The following is a 15,003-nucleotide window of genomic DNA, read 5'->3' as shown; positions in this document are numbered from 1 at the left end:
GATAATCGGGATTAATAATATGAGCGAAAATGCATTAGTTGATAATTCAAATTACGCATCAATTTTTGATTTTGACGGCACTTTGCTTGATTCTTTGGACGTTTGGGACAAGATAGACGAAGAGAGTTTTGCTAAACGCGGTATTAAAGTGCCTGCCGATTTTGCTGATTCCACTGCAACAATGACACCTCGCCAAGTTGCGGATTATGTTATTAAGCGTTTTGGTTTTACGGATTCTCCCGAAGATTTAATGAAAGAGTGGCAAGACATGGCTTTTGACGCATACGCAAATCATTTGCCGCTTAGGAAAGGTGCTAAAAATTACGTTGATTATTTACATAAAACGGGTGCGAAAACTGTTCTTATAACTACTCTTTCTAAGTCTTTATGCGTTGCTGCGTTAAAGCGTACGGATTTGTATGATTACTTTGATTTGATGATTTTTGGAGAAGATTTAGAAAGCAATGCAAAAAATAGTCCTAAAACTTATGTTGACTTAGCAAAGCGAATTGGCGTAAAACCAAGCGATTGCACTGTTTTTGAGGATTCTGATGCAGCACTAAAATCAGCTCGTTTAGCTGGAATGAAAACTTGTGGGGTAGCGGATTTAATAAATGGCGATTTTGACTTTGCGCCAAAAAGCCTTAAATAAGTTGCAAAGTCTTAAGTAAAAGTCTTAAATAAATTGCAAAAGTGAGGTGAGGTTTCACATACCCCGGGTTTTGTCGCGTGCAAAATGCACACGGATGACCATCCATCTCGATTTGACGTTACCGCCAAACTCTAGCAGTCTACCCGAAGACTTAGGCGAGCAGCCCTTAAACACCTTCTGCTTGACCTTGCTCCCAATGAGGCTTGCCATGCGGCTAACTGTTACCAGAAGCCCGGTGGTCTCTTACACCGCCGTTTCACCCTTACCTAAACAAAAGTTTAGGCGGTCTATTCTCTGTTGCGCTATCTCTCAGGTTGCCCTGGGCGGACGTTATCCGCCATTGTGCTCTACGGAGCCCGGAAGTTCCTCAGCTACTCCGAATGAACATTGCAGCCGCGGTCATCGTGAAACCTCAACCTTCCCAATTATAGCAGACGTCTTAATTTTGCGCATATTTTGCGACTCGCTAGAAAATGGCGGCTTTTAGCGGATATAATAGATGTATCAGCGGCGCTGGTGCCGTTGACGTGTACACAAACCGATTTTGTATCGGATTACTTAAGGAGGTTCGCATGGAAATCGTCATCACTGGACGTCATACGCAAATTAAGCAAAGATTCCGTGACGTTGTAGAAAGCAAGATGAATCGTGTGACCGCCATTGCTCCAGATGCGCAGCGCATTCAGATTGTGCTTAACACTGAGGGCAATCCAAGGCAGGCAGATACTGCAAAAAGAGTTGAAATTACTGTAGTTGCAGGAAGTACGGTTATTCGCGCAGAAGCGTCTAGCACAGATCAATACAGTGCATTAGATATGGCGTTAGATAAGTTGACGCTTCGCTTGCGTAGAACTAGAGATCGCCGCAAGGATCATCGTCGTGGCTACGAGCAGATGGTTCCAGTTGATTTGGGTGTTGTAGAGCCAGAAGTTGAAACAACTGTTGAAGAAGTTGTTCAAGTTGATGGAACAAATAGTGCAGATGCTGCGGTTGCTTCCGACTTAGGTCCTGGCGAATCTGTAGAGGTGAGTGTTGGAGATACTCCTATTGTGATTCGTCGTAAGCTCCACATTGCCGAGCCAATGAGCATTGATGAAGCATTGTACGAGATGGAACTTATTGGTCACGATTTCTTCCTGTTTGTAAATAAAGAAACCATGCGTCCATCGGTTGTATACCGTAGGCATGGATGGAGTTATGGTGTGTTTGAGATTGATACTCCAGAAAATGTTGCTAAAAAGAAGTAACAAAACAGTAAAGAAACAGTAGAAGAATAAGGGTAAATAAAGTAAATAAAATAACTCATATGAGTGCAATGCCCGTCTAGTAATAAGCTAGGCGGGCATTTTATGCGTTGTTTTGGACTCGCGAGCTGCAAAAATCGTAGCCGTCGCGTAATATAGGCACAGTTTACGTCTATATTGGCTAGCCGAATAATAGACACGACCTAAGGGAGCTAAACGTGGTAGATATCGTTGATAAAGCCTTGCGAATGGGTGAAGGCCGTCAATTGAAGCGCCTTGAGAACGTTGCGAAGGCTGTGAATGCGCTTGAAGATCAAATTTCTGCGCTTTCGGACGAGGAACTTAAAGGACAAACGGCAAAATTCAAGCAAAAGTTAGACAATGGTGCGAAGCTTGATGACTTAATGCCAGAAGCCTTTGCTACAGTGCGAGAAGTTTCAAAGCGTACTCTTGGTCAGCGTCACTTTGACGTTCAGCTTATGGGCGGTGCAGCATTGCATTGGGGCAATATTGCAGAAATGAAGACTGGTGAAGGTAAAACACTCGTTGCAACACTGCCTAGCTATTTGAACGCTTTGGAAGGCAAGGGCGTTCATGTTGTTACTGTTAACGACTATCTTGCTAGCTACCAGAGTGAGCTTATGGGTCGTATTTACAGGTTCCTTGGCATGAGCGTTGGATGCATTATTACAGATCAGCAGCCACCAGAGCGCAGGAAGCAATATAACGCAGATATTACTTACGGCACAAACAACGAGTTTGGCTTCGACTATTTGCGAGACAACATGGCTTGGGAAAAGGGCGATCTTGTTCAGCGTGGTCATCACTATGCAATCGTCGATGAGGTTGATTCCATTCTTATTGATGAGGCTCGTACGCCACTTATTATCTCGGGACCTGCCGAAGGCGATGTTACGCGTTGGTATCGCGAGTTTGCAAAGCTTGTTCTAAAGCTTGATCGCGATGTTGATTACAAGATTGACGAAAAGCGCAAGACTGCTGGTATTTTGGATCCAGGCATTGCAAAGATTGAAGATTATTTAGGTATTGATAATCTTTACGAGCCAAGCAACACTGCTTTAATTGGCTACTTGAACAATGCTTTGAAAGCTAAGGAATTGTTCCTTCTTGATCGCGATTACGTTGTTACTAATGGCGAAGTTTTGATTGTTGACGAGCACACTGGCCGTGTTCTTCCAGGTCGCCGTTATAGCGAAGGCTTGCATCAGGCGATTGAAGCTAAAGAGAATGTTGAAGTAAAAGCAGAAAATCAGACTTTTGCAACTATTACTTTGCAAAACTACTTCCGCATGTACGATAAGCTCGCTGGCATGACTGGTACAGCAGAAACGGAAGCTGCCGAGTTTATGGGAACATACAAGCTTGGCGTTCTTCCAATTCCTTCTAACCGTCCAGTTATTCGTATGGATAAGGATGATTTGATCTTCCGCACTAAGAAGGAAAAGCTTGCTGCGATTGTTCGAGACGTAGCTCAGCGTCATGCAAAGGGTCAGCCTGTTTTGCTTGGTACAGCATCTGTTGAATCTTCCGAAATCGTTTCTTCGCTTTTGGACGTTGCTCGTATTCCTCACCAAGTGTTGAATGCTAAGCAAAACGCTAAGGAAGCAGCTGTTGTTGCTGTTGCAGGTCGTAAGGGTGCTGTGACTGTTGCTACAAACATGGCAGGTCGTGGTACAGATATTATGCTTGGCGGAAACGTTGAGTTTTTGGCAGATGCAAAGCTTAAAGCAGAAGGCTATTCTCCAGACGATACTCCAGAAGAGTATGAGAAGCGTTGGCCAGGCGTTTTGGCAGAAGTCAAAGAACAAGTTAAAGACGAGCACGAAGAAGTTAAGAAGCTTGGTGGCTTGTATGTTCTAGGCACTGAGCGCCACGAATCTCGTCGTATTGATAATCAGCTTAGAGGCCGTTCTGGCCGTCAGGGTGATCCTGGCGAATCGCGCTTCTACCTAAGCTTGGAAGATGACTTAATGCGTTTGTTCAACACTCAGCTTGTTGCTCGCGTTATGGCTAAGGGCTTGCCAGAAGGCGAACCAATCGAATCTAAGTATGTTTCTAATGGCGTGCGCACGGCTCAAAAGACTGTTGAAGCTCGTAACTTTGAAATGCGTAAGAACGTTTTGAAGTACGATGACGTTATGAACAAGCAGCGTACGGTTATCTATTCGGAACGTCAAGCTGTTCTTAAGGGCGAAGATATTCACGAAGATATCTTAAAGTTTATTAAAGATACTGCAGATAGCTACGTTCGTGGAGCAATGAACGGTTCTGACAAGCCTAAGGATTGGGATTGGGAAGGCCTTAAAGATGCTGTGAACGCAGTTATGCCAATTATTGTTGATTGGGATCAGCTTCGCTTGCAAATTGAGCCTCTTAAGGGTCAAAAAGCTGTTGATACTTTAAGAGACACGATTGTAGATAGTGTAACAACTATTTACGCAGTGTTTGAAGAGCGAATGGGCTCCGATAGCTTGCGTCAGTTTGAGCGAAGAGTTGTTTTGGCTGTTCTTGATAGAAAGTGGCGTGAACATCTTTACGAGATGGATTACTTAAAGGATGGCATTGGCTTGCGCGGTATGGGTCAGAGAGATCCTTTGGTTGAGTACCAACGCGAAGGCTTCCAAATGTACAACTCAATGATTGAAGCTATTAAGGAAGAGTCTATTCAGCTTCTGTTCCGCATGAATCTTGAGCAGATTGTTGCAGAAACAGAAAACCAAGATGATTCTTATATTGACGAAAGCATTGAGCAAGAAGAGCAAGAAGAAGACGAGCATTCTGGAATCGTCGGCCCTGCTCCTATAAGCCATGCAGAAGGCGAAGTTCCATTAAGCAAGCGTCCAAAGGCGGAGGAGTGGAAGACTCCTTGGGCTGATGGTCGTACGTTCCCAGGAACAAATAAGAACGACGAATGCCCATGCGGATCTGGCAGAAAGTACAAGCTTTGCCACGGTCAAAATGAGGATTAAAGTCAAAGTCTTATAAAGTAACGTTTTATAAAGAATGAGGCTGGTGTTAATGCATCAGCCTCATTCTTTTGCGCGAATACACTTAAACTCGCTAGTTCTAAACTCGCGCGCCTTTTCCAAACTCGTTATAGTCTTCGCTAGAAGTATTGTCCTTTTTTCTGCTCATAAGTAGGCCTGCGCCACCAATCAAAAATAGGAAAGCACTAACAGAGCCAGTGTAAATAGCAAAATATGGCACTAGGACGCTCAAAATCATGCCTAGAACACCCAAAACAAACACGCTCCATAAAACTATAAGGGTAATGGAAACGTTCTTAAAATGGGGGTTTGGAGCAACAAAGTCGTCTCCGTATTCGTCCATTGTTTTATCAACATCGAGCCAGCTTGATGTTGTGTTATCTCTTGGACCAGGTTTAGTGCTAAATGCTATGTTTCTTAATGGTTCTGCAGCTTGATTAATGCGTTTTCTAAAGATTTTTGCGCTTTTGGACTTTTCTAAATCATTAAAATCTTTTTTGTGCTCGCTAACGAATTGAGACCAATCGTCGTTAAAGTTTTGACTAAACGAATCGTCACCATTGCTATTTTCGTTATTATACAAACGGTTATGGGAGTTGGTATTCTTAGAAGAAGTCATGAATTATACTGTAGCAAGTCTGCTTGATAGTTTGAATGCTATTTTGTGAATCTTGCTAGAATGGGGATTAGCATGTTGTATTGGTTCTTTGTAAAGGGGTTTGGATTCATTGCTCGCTTAAGGATTCATCCTACTGCTCAAGGAGTCAACAATATTCCTAAAACAGGCGGAGCGATTATTGCAGCAAATCATCTTGCTGTTATTGACGATGCGCTTTTGCCTCTTACATGCCCGCGCATGATTCATTTTATGGGAAAAGCTGAGTATTTTGAAGGCAAGGGATTAAAGGGTCGCTTTAAAAAGTGGTGGTTTACGTCTGTTGGCGTGTTTCCAGTGGATCGTTCTGGCGGATCAAAATCGCTTGGTGCGCTGAATCATGCTAAAGAAATCCTAGAAAAAGGTCAACTTTTTGGAATTCACATTGAAGGAACAAGAAGCCCAGATGGAAAGCTGTATAAGGGTCATTCAGGCGCTGCAAGATTAGCGCTAGAAACAGGATGCCCGATTGTTCCAGTTGCGATTATTGGCACTCGCGAACTTCAAAAACATGGCCAGATTATGCCTGCAAAGGGCAATACTAAGGCGATTTACGGAAAGCCAATCGAAGTTAGCAAGATGAGTCCAGAAGAAATTACGCACGATATTCTTCGAGATCTTACTAATAAAGTAACAAAAGCAATCCAGCAAATGAGCGGTCAAGAGTACGTTGACGAATATGCGCAAACTGTTAAAAAGCGAATGCTAGAAGAGTCGCAAGCAAAAGCGAATAATCGTTAAGCTAAATAATCGTTAACGTTACTGTTGTTGGATTTCCGCTTTCGTCTAGAACTCTAACTTGAGACCCAGGAGCCGCGGATTGGAATCTAACAGTGTGCATAAGATCGCCCAAAGGCGCAGAAATATTAACCTTTAATCCAAGCGATTCAAGTATTCTTCTAGCTTCATTAGCGTTCTTATTGCGCACATCTGGCATTGTTATAGTCTTTGGTCCCTTAGAAACAACAACATCGAGTTTATCTCCCCAATGCATTTGCGTTCCTTTTTGCACGGACGCGCTAATAATCTTGCCTTTTTCTACTTTGTCATTAAATTCTTCGCTGTAGTTTGGAACTAATTTTGCTTCGTTAAACGCCTTATCTGCTTCTTCTTTTGTAAGATTAACAACGTCTGGCATAGAAACAGGCATTGGCCCTTTAGAAAGAATCACAGTAATATTTTTATTGTGATTCATTTGCATTCCAGGAGTTGGTGAAATCTCAACAACGCATCCTTTAGGAATTTCCAAAGAATAAATGTCTTCGCTTGGTTTATGCGTAATAGAAGTAAATCCTGCCTTTTTTAATGCTTTTATAGGATCTTTTCCAGCATTAGAAGTTGGATCTATAATATCTTCTGGAATGGTTGACTTACGTACGCCTTTTGAAACAACAATTTTAACGCGGCCATTATTTCGCTTAGAGATTTTGCTGCCACTAAAATCTGGATTAGTGAAAATAATGTTTCCTTCGGGTATGTTGTCGCTAAAGTCTTTAGAAACGGAATAAGGAATATTAGATATTTTAAGAGTGCGCTCGTAGTCTGCCCACGGAACGTTTGTTATTTTGCATGCACTTTGTGATGCGCATTCTTGCGTGTTTGGTTTTGGTAAAGACCAATAGCTTCCAGGGCCTAAATAGTACCAGTACGCGCCAAATGCTACTGCGGCTGCTGCGATTGCTGCGCAACTTGCAGATATAATAATAATGTTTTTGCGCGTTTTCTTGCCATTGTCGTCTGAATTATTAGGCTTATTTCTTTTAGCTTTTAATCGTTCACTAATAAATTGCGGTGCGCGCATTGTAACAGTGAGCATATTGTTATCGTTAAAGTCTTCAAGAGGATTGCTATTCGTTGAAGTTGAATAGTTTGAAGAGACTTCATTAAAATCGGAGCTTTTTGTAGGTAACGTAGGTAATGTAGATAATGCTTGAGTTGCGTCAATATCAGCTGTTTTATCTATGTCTGTAGTTTTATCTATGTTTGTAGTCTTATTTAGCTTTTCTGTGCTAGCAAGCGTGTTACTAGCAAGTGTGTTGTTTGCCAATGCATCATTAGACGAATCAGAATCACTCAAAGTATTTTCACTCAAAGTATTGTTATTCAAGCTAGGCGGAAGTGGTATTTGAGATTTTAGATTAGAGTTTTTATCTTCAATCTTGTTTGCGATTATCGAGCCTTCAAGAGGTTGATTTTCTGCGTCTAAATCTACTTCAAACTTATATTGCCACTCTTCTTCGCTTAAGCCAGAGCACACGCTTCTTAAAATATTAAGCGCTTTAGAAGCGTCACTTGGTCTTTTTTCCATTTCTCGAGCAGTAATCGAACTAAGAAAATCTGCAACCGAAGAATTGATATCTTTGCAAACAGTTTTTATAGAAGGAGTGTCTTCGTGAACATGCTTAAAAACAAGAGTTACTGGATTATCCGCGTTAAAAGGAACTCTGCCAGCTAGCATCTCCCAAGCCATCATTCCTGCGGAATATAAATCTCCTTGAGGAGTTGCAAGATTCTTCTCAATCATTTCTGGAGCAAGGTATGCAGCCGTTCCAAGAAGAAGACCCGTAGAAGAAAGAGTTGCTTGAGAAATTGCACGCGCAAGTCCAAAATCGGTGATTTGCACGTTTCCGCGGTCGTTAATCAAAATGTTTTCTGGCTTAATATCTCTGTGAACAACGCCAGCAAGGTGTGCGGATGCAAGACCATCTAAAGTTTGGGCAAGCACGCGCAAAGTATCTTTTACGCTAAAAGTGCCGTATTTGTTCATCTCGTATCTAAGATTTACGCCATGAACATATTCCATAACTAAGTAGTCAAGTCCTTCAAACTCGCCAGTATCGTAAACTTGAACAATATGCGGATTTGCGATTGACGCTGCAGAAGTTGCTTCTCTGCGGAACCTTGCAATAAATTGTTCTCGGTGGATTCCTTGAGCAAGCTGAGTATGCATGATTTTAAGCGCAACAGGGCGATTAAGACGCTCATCTTGCGCTTTATAAACAGTAGCCATGCCACCTTCCGCTATCTTTTTAACTATGCGATAGCGATTTTCAACACACATTCCCAGTTGCGCTTGAACTTCACTCATGTAGTAAATCCCTTATACGCGTATTAAACCCACTACTTAAAAGTGTACAGGTAATACAGTAAAGAATAGTCGCAATTTGCGCTTATTGCCATTCTTTAGGAATAAACATGCTAGAAATATTGTGCAAAATGACTTTACTATGATTGCTTAGCGAACTAGTATCTATTTTTTCTTGCGATTCAACCCAAAGATTGTGAATGCGCTTTTTAGACTTACCTATAGCGCCACTTTTACTATAAATATCAATGATTCTTTTAACGTCATCTTCGTTTCGGTTTTTAGAAGTGTATGCGTTTATTAAGAAGAGATTATCTTCGGGAGTGCAAAGTTCTAATGCGTCTGCTAGAAGAACAGCGCGTTTTCCTTCCCGAATATCTCCTCCGATTGGCTTACCTGTGTGAGCAGAATCCGAAACAATATCTAAAAGATCGTCTGCAAGTTGGAATGCGATTCCTAAAGGATCTCCAATTTGATTCGCTAAGTTGATTGCGTAGTCTTTTTGCATTCCAGCAGCCAAAAATCCCAGAGCAAGAGGTGCAATAGTTGTGTAGCTTGCAGTTTTCCACCTAAAAACGTTTATAGAAGATTCTGCAAGTTTTTGTGGATTATCTAGGCTCATCATTTCGATTGAAAGGTCTAGAATTTGGCCAATTCCAACGTTTTTTTGCATGTTTGTAAACTCGCATAAAACCTCATTAGGATTTTGCAAGTTTTCGCACGCTTTTCTAGTTATGTCGAAGCTTTGAGACGCTAGAATATCTCCGAGCATTAATCCAAGACCAGTTCCAATATGACTATTGTTTGTGGCTTTAGATAGCGCACAATATGCGCTTGGTTTTCCTCGTCTTAAAGCGGATTCGTCGATTATGTCGTCGTGAACAAGAGCTGCTGTTTGAAATACTTCTAGAGCACAAGCAACGTCTAGCATTGCGTTTTTTGAGTTTTTGTAAGAGTCGTCACTTTGCGTAGCTGAGTAGCTCTCTTTTGCTGCATCAAAAGCATATAATGCGAATAAAGCTCTAAGTCGTTTTCCGCCTTCGCTAGACAAAATTGCTTGGGAAACAACGTTTTTAAGTGTTTTATTGCAATTAGAAATAAGATTTTTGCAAGCTAAAGAATCAAATTGACTATAAATTAATTCGCTTATACGCGTATTGATGCATGACTTTTGCGAATCTAAACTCATATCTACGAGTTATCCACATGCCTTAGACATTGCAGAAGTGAGTATTTTCTAAGACTTTTCTAGTGTTTTATAGGATTTTTCTATGATTTATAGCCTTTAACCACATTGCTTAGTTTTTATTGCGTTATCGCTTTTGCAATGCAAAACTCTTATTTACAAAGCTAAAAGAAACAGCGAAATCAATACTGCAAATAGCAAATAACAAATAACGAATAGCAAGTAACAAGTAACGAATAACAAGTAACAAATAACAAATAACAAATAACAAGCAACAAACAAACAGGGGAGGAATTATGAAAACAATAAAAAACGAGTCTAAAGGCTGTGAAATCAGTGAGACACAATTTTTTGAAGACAAAGATCATGAATATTCAACTTTTAAAGAGATGACGAATATTTATGCTGCAAGTATGATTTGTAACAAATCCGAAGACTATTTTGCTGTGAGCTATGCTTCTGGAAAAACAATAGAAAAAGTGGATCTTAATCATCTTCCAAAAGAGTGTATAGCAGTTTTAGACATTCCTAAAGATTATGTTAACAATCATCATGATTACACCGATAATTGGATTGAAAATCTTAGATCTTTAGCTCCAGAATTTTTTGAAAAGTATATTGATTACATAAACAGAGATTTAGATGTTAAATGTAAGCAAGAAGTATTCTCGGCTTTTGATATTTTTGTAAATCAATCAATACGCAACTGGAATAATATGATTTGCAAAAAAGAAGGAAACATTGTAGGCTACGACCTTATAATGCTGCCGATTGCAATGTTTGACAATATTAACGTTCGAGACACTTTGCTTGTGGCTTTACTGGACTCTAAAGAAGAGTACTACAATATCGACTCGTTGCTTACTCTAGCTTTAGAGCCTAGAACAAAAGAAATATCTAAAGATTTAAGACGTTTTCTAGAAGAAAAATTTAACGAAGATCACGAGCTTCCAGATATTTGTAAAGCGTTAGACGTTGTAAATCTACTAAAAGCTATGGCTTGTGTTGTAGATGGAATACCAGAATTAAAAGTGCAAGTTTACGCTTTAATGTGCTATATAAGTTGGTGGTTTAGGCTAGGTGATGTTGAAAAATATGTTGAAATGGCGTTAGATATAGACCCTGATTGTTCAATGGTTAGAATAGTAGATAACGCATATAGGAATCATGTAGAGCCAGCGTGGTGTAGAAAATTCGCCACGCCGCAAGAAGAAAGTAATAAAGAATCGTCCTTAGAAGATGATTAACTTCTTAATGAAAAGTTGCCCTTGCCATAACTATGCCTTTATGGTATAGTAGAGTGCCTTTAGGGTATAGCAAAATTAAATACCCTATTTTGGCGGATTACTTTGTGTTAGCGGGGAATCTACAGGAGGAAAAGTTTGGCGAGCGAAAATAAAGCAAGTGTCGATTCCAAGACGAGCAAAGAAGAACAACAAGACTTTAAGATTGATGAAGACGTTGATGCTCAAGACGTTGATGCTAATGTTGATGCGCCAATGGATCCAGACGAAGATCACATGGATTTAGAAGATTTTGATGACATTCACGATGATCTTGATGTAGACGACGTAGACAACTTGGACGATGTTGACGACATTAATAATCTAGACGATATCTCTGAAGACGAAGACGGCGAAGAAACGGACGAAAACAAGCCAGAAGCTCCGCAAGTTCCTCAAGCAAAAGGCGCTTTTATTGTTCGAGATGACGACGATGACGATAATTTAACGCCTTCTGGTAACCCAAAGCGTCGAGTAATCGCTACTGGAGCTACGGCAGATCCTGTTAAAGACTACTTAAAGCAGATTGGTCGCGTTAGCCTTCTTAACGCAGAGCAGGAAGTTGATTTGTCGGAGCGAATCGAAGCTGGCTTATATGCTCAGCATTTGCTCGATACGCAAATCGATCAAATGGAGTTTAAGCGTAAGCGCGAGCTTAAGTGGGCTGCAGCAGACGGTAAGAAAGCTAAAGATCATCTTCTAGAAGCAAACTTGCGACTTGTTGTTTCGCTTGCTAAAAGGTATACAGGCAGGGGCATGCTTTTCCTTGATCTAATTCAGGAAGGTAACCTTGGTTTAATTCGTGCAGTAGAAAAGTTTGATTGGAAGAAGGGCTTTAAGTTCTCAACCTACGCAACTTGGTGGATTCGCCAGGCGATTACGCGTGCTATGGCAGATCAGGCTCGTACAATTCGAGTTCCAGTGCACATGGTGGAAGTTATTAATAAGCTTTCTAGAGTTCAGCGCCAAATGCTTCAAGACTTGGGTCGCGAGCCTACGCCAGATGAGCTTGCACGCGAGCTTGATATGCCTGTAGAAAAGGTGCAAGAAGTGCAAAAGTATGGTCGTGAGCCTATTTCTTTGCACACTCCTTTGGGTGAAGATGGCGATTCCGAGTTTGGTGATTTGATTGAAGATACCGATGCAATCGCACCTTCGGATGCAGTAGCATTCTCGCTTCTTCAAGAGCAGTTTAGGCAAGTTTTGGAAACTCTAGCTCCTAGAGAAGCTGGTGTTATTAAAATGCGCTACGGCTTGGAAGATGGCCAGCCTAAGACTCTAGACGATATTGGTCGAGTGTATGGCGTTACTCGCGAACGCATTCGTCAAATCGAGTCTAAGACTATGTCTAAGTTGCGTCATCCTTCTAGGTCGCAAACCTTGCGCGACTTCTTAGATCAGTGATTTGTTATTAGATACGCTCTAGTAGCTTTAATTGTTGTTGTATAAGGAGTAAAAGTGGCTTCTCTTAAAGAGCAAGAGCAATATGATGCCGATAGTTTGACCGTGCTAGAAGGCTTGGACGCTGTTCGCAAGCGCCCAGGCATGTATATTGGCACTACAGACAGTCAAGGCTTAATGCATTGCCTTTGGGAGATTATTGATAATGCGGTTGATGAGGCTTTAGCTGGTGCTTGCAATCATATTATTGTTACTCTTCACAACGATGGTTCTATTGAAGTTGCGGATAACGGCCGTGGTATTCCAGTAGACGTGGAGCCAAAAACAAAGCTTACAGGCGTTGAAGTTGTTTTAACTAAGCTTCACGCTGGAGCAAAGTTTGGTAACGCTTCATACAACGCTGCAGGCGGTTTGCATGGCGTTGGCTCTTCTGTTGTAAATGCGTTGAGCTTGCGATTAGACGTAGAAGTAGATAGAGACGGAAAAACGCATCATATGGCTTTCCATCAGGGGCATCCTGGTGTGTATAGCGATGCAGATCCAGCAAATCCGTCTCCTGCTTCTCCTTTTAAGCGCACGCGTAAGAACAAGCCTACTGAGCTTGAGATTATTGGCACGGTTTCGCCAAAAACTACTGGTACTCGAGTTCGATATTGGGCAGATCCCGAGATTTTTAATTCAACAGCTCGCTTTAGTTACGAGCAGTTGATTGACAGAGTTCGTCAAACCAGTTTTTTGGTTCCAGGATTGCGCATTACTGTTATTGATGAGCATGTTCCAGAAGGCGAATTTAGCGATATTCAAGAAGTTGATAGTAGTGCTGGCGATGATGCGAATGTTGATGCTAGTGCTAGCGCTAGTGATAGCGATTTAACAGATGATTTGACGTTTAAGGATGAATCGCAAGCAACCGTAGGTGATGAATCTAATGAGCTAAATCAATCTGAATCTGAATATGAAGAAGTTGAATCCGATGACGAATCGGAAGTTGAATCCGATGGCGAAATTGATAGCGAATCTAATAGCGAATCCGAAGAATCCGCCGAGCAATCTGTTGCAAATAGTGAATCTGCTAGAGAATTGCAAAATAACCATCACCCTAGGGTTGTTGAATTTTTGCATAATGGCGGAGTAAAAGATTTCGTTGACTTTCTTTCAAAAGGTCAAGCAATCTCCGATATTTGGCGTATTTCTGGCGAAGATACGTATGTAGAAGAAACGCAAGCTGTTGATTCTGCTGGAGATTTGCATGCTCAGCAAGTGACGCGTAAGTGCGGTGTTGACATTGCAATGCGATGGGTAAACGGCTACGATTCAACGATTATTAGCTTTGTGAACGTTGTTGAAACTCCTGGCGGAGGCATGCACGTAGACGGATTCTTGCAAGGATTGACTAAGCAAATTCGCAAGGCTGTAGAAGACAACGCTAGAAAACTTAAAGTCAATCTTAAAGATTCAAACACTAAGATTGAGCGAGACGATATTCTGGCTGGAATGGTTGCTGTTGTAACAGTTCGCATAGCAGAGCCTCAATTCCAGGGTCAAACTAAAGATGTTCTTGGAACTGCTCAAGTTAAGCCAATCGTTACAAAAATGACGGATGCTCAATTCGGCGAGATGATTAGCGGGTCCAAGCGAGGATTCAAAGAGCAGTCTGCTAGAGTTTTAGAGAAAATTGTTTCCGAGATGCATGCGCGTATTCAAGCGCGTAAAACTAAGGAAGTTACTCGCAGAAAGAATGCGCTTGAGTCTGCTTCTATGCCGCCGAAGCTTTCTGATTGCCAGCCTGGAAATGACGATGTTGCAGAACTTTTCATCGTAGAGGGCGATTCTGCACTTGGTACTGCAAAAGCTGCTCGAAATTCCGCTTTCCAAGCGCTTTTGCCAATACGCGGTAAGATTTTGAACGTGCAAAAAGCAAGCCTTGCACAAATGCTCTCTAACAAAGAGTGTGCTGCAATTATTCAAGTTGTTGGAGCAGGGTCGGGCGCAAGTTTTGATATTTCGCAAGCGCGTTATAACAAGATTGTTATGATGACAGATGCTGATGTTGACGGCGCGCATATTCGTATTTTGCTGCTAACGCTGTTCTATCGTTATATGCGTCCGCTTATTGAGCACGGGCACGTTTATGCTGCAGTGCCTCCGCTTCACAGGATTGCGCTCGCTGGAAAGCACAAGGGCGAGTACATTTACACGTATTCCGATGACGAATTAGCTGGAAAGCTTGATGATTTGCAAGCTAAGGGCATTGATTTTAACAGCGATATTCAGCGCTACAAGGGCTTGGGCGAGATGGATGCTGATCAGCTTGCAGACACCACTATGGACCCTAGAACTCGCATGTTAAGAAGGATTCGCATGGAAGATGCTCAGCAGGCGAGCGAAGTATTCGATTTGCTAATGGGCGATGACGTTCCTCCACGCAAGCAGTTTATTGTTGATAATGCAGACGACTTTGATCGCTCCAAAATCGATACCTGATTTTT

General features: G+C 41.6%; 10 protein-coding genes and 1 other RNA gene. 7 read left to right on the top strand and 4 right to left on the bottom strand.

Features of this window, described 5'->3' with window-relative positions; translation table 11 throughout:
* Positions 1-19: 19 nt before the first annotated feature.
* On the top strand, positions 20-652 hold the full coding sequence (locus ACPEIW_RS04450; RefSeq protein WP_415688290.1) for an HAD family hydrolase: 633 nt from the start codon (positions 20-22) through the stop codon (positions 650-652).
* A 43-nt stretch (positions 653-695) separates the two neighbouring features.
* Here the strand turns inward: ACPEIW_RS04450 and rnpB are convergent.
* Positions 696-1,067: RNase P RNA component class A (rnpB, locus tag ACPEIW_RS04445), an RNA gene on the bottom strand.
* A 157-nt stretch (positions 1,068-1,224) separates the two neighbouring features.
* Here rnpB and hpf point away from each other — a divergent pair.
* Positions 1,225-1,899 carry a ribosome hibernation-promoting factor, HPF/YfiA family gene (gene hpf, locus ACPEIW_RS04440; protein WP_004132090.1) on the top strand — a complete coding sequence of 225 codons (675 nt, stop codon included), beginning with the start codon at positions 1,225-1,227 and terminating at the stop codon, positions 1,897-1,899.
* Between the two features lie 215 nt (positions 1,900-2,114).
* Entirely contained in the window at positions 2,115-4,886 is a 2,772-nt protein-coding gene (gene secA / locus ACPEIW_RS04435; RefSeq protein WP_415680622.1) for a preprotein translocase subunit SecA, read from the top strand.
* Positions 4,887-4,983: 97 nt separating this feature from the next.
* On the opposite strand, the gene ACPEIW_RS04430 is transcribed toward secA, so the two are convergent.
* On the bottom strand, positions 4,984-5,523 hold the full coding sequence (locus ACPEIW_RS04430) for a hypothetical protein (protein WP_425663272.1): 540 nt from the start codon (positions 5,521-5,523) through the stop codon (positions 4,984-4,986).
* A gap of 72 nt (positions 5,524-5,595) precedes the next feature.
* Here ACPEIW_RS04430 and ACPEIW_RS04425 point away from each other — a divergent pair, with 72 nt between their 5' ends.
* Positions 5,596-6,300: a lysophospholipid acyltransferase family protein gene (locus ACPEIW_RS04425; protein ID WP_032813105.1), complete on the top strand. Its 705-nt coding sequence runs from the start codon at positions 5,596-5,598 to the stop codon at positions 6,298-6,300.
* Position 6,301: 1 nt separating this feature from the next.
* Here the strand turns inward: ACPEIW_RS04425 and ACPEIW_RS04420 are convergent, their stop codons facing one another.
* Together ACPEIW_RS04420 and ACPEIW_RS04415 are read right to left on the bottom strand one after the other, a co-directional pair.
* Entirely contained in the window at positions 6,302-8,647 is a 2,346-nt protein-coding gene (locus ACPEIW_RS04420) for a protein kinase domain-containing protein (protein ID WP_425663270.1), read from the bottom strand.
* An 82-nt stretch (positions 8,648-8,729) separates the two neighbouring features.
* Positions 8,730-9,833 (bottom strand): polyprenyl synthetase family protein, encoded by a 1,104-nt coding sequence (locus tag ACPEIW_RS04415; protein WP_425663268.1) that lies wholly within the window; start codon positions 9,831-9,833, stop codon positions 8,730-8,732.
* Positions 9,834-10,126: 293 nt separating this feature from the next.
* Between ACPEIW_RS04415 and ACPEIW_RS04410 the strand changes: the two genes are divergently transcribed.
* The 3 genes from ACPEIW_RS04410 (at position 10,127) to ACPEIW_RS04400 (ending at position 14,998) form a co-directional block, all read left to right on the top strand.
* Positions 10,127-11,077, top strand: coding sequence for a hypothetical protein (locus tag ACPEIW_RS04410; protein WP_425663266.1), 951 nt, complete (start codon positions 10,127-10,129; stop codon positions 11,075-11,077).
* A 135-nt stretch (positions 11,078-11,212) separates the two neighbouring features.
* Positions 11,213-12,517: an RNA polymerase sigma factor gene (locus ACPEIW_RS04405; protein ID WP_016635588.1), complete on the top strand. Its 1,305-nt coding sequence runs from the start codon at positions 11,213-11,215 to the stop codon at positions 12,515-12,517.
* Positions 12,518-12,571: 54 nt separating this feature from the next.
* Positions 12,572-14,998 (top strand): DNA gyrase/topoisomerase IV subunit B, encoded by a 2,427-nt coding sequence (locus ACPEIW_RS04400; RefSeq protein WP_425663264.1) that lies wholly within the window; start codon positions 12,572-12,574, stop codon positions 14,996-14,998.
* Positions 14,999-15,003 lie beyond the last annotated feature (5 nt).

It is taken from the genome of Gardnerella piotii (assembly GCF_049815665.1).
Taxonomy (GTDB): Bacteria; Actinomycetota; Actinomycetes; order Actinomycetales; family Bifidobacteriaceae; genus Bifidobacterium; species Bifidobacterium piotii.
The sequence above is the reverse complement of the archived record's forward strand: the minus strand, read 5'-3'. Positions and strand labels throughout refer to the sequence as shown.